This is a genomic window from Pseudoalteromonas sp. S3178 (assembly GCF_005886985.1).
GTDB classification, from domain to species: domain Bacteria; phylum Pseudomonadota; class Gammaproteobacteria; order Enterobacterales; family Alteromonadaceae; genus Pseudoalteromonas; species Pseudoalteromonas carrageenovora.
Window position 1 is genome coordinate 1 of the sequence record NZ_PNCW01000265.1, and the last position, 333, is coordinate 333.

Genomic DNA, 333 nt, shown 5'->3' on the forward strand with positions numbered 1-333 from the left:
TATTGCAGTGGCACAATTTTTACAAGCGCAGGCTTGGCAAGTGAGCTGGGTTGGCACTGCGGACCGAATGGAAGCCGATGTGGTGCCGCGTTACGGTTTTGAAATTGATTTTATTGCCATGAAAGGTGTCCGAGGTAATGGGGTCAAACGATTACTAACCGCACCATTTATGGTTTTAAAAGCGGTACTTGCAGCTAAGCTTATTTTACAACAACGTAAACCTGATGTGGTGTTAGCCATGGGCGGTTATGTAACTGGCCCTGTAGGTGTTGCTGCGAAACTGCTTGGGATCCCTTTGGTGATCCATGAGCAAAATGCGGTTGCGGGTATGAG

At 47.7% G+C, this 333-nt stretch carries 1 protein-coding gene; it reads left to right on the forward strand.

The features are described from left to right. Position 1: 1 nt before the first annotated feature. Positions 2-333: glycosyltransferase (locus tag CWC11_RS20900; RefSeq protein WP_249330792.1), on the forward strand; the 332-nt coding region annotated here is incomplete at its 3' end.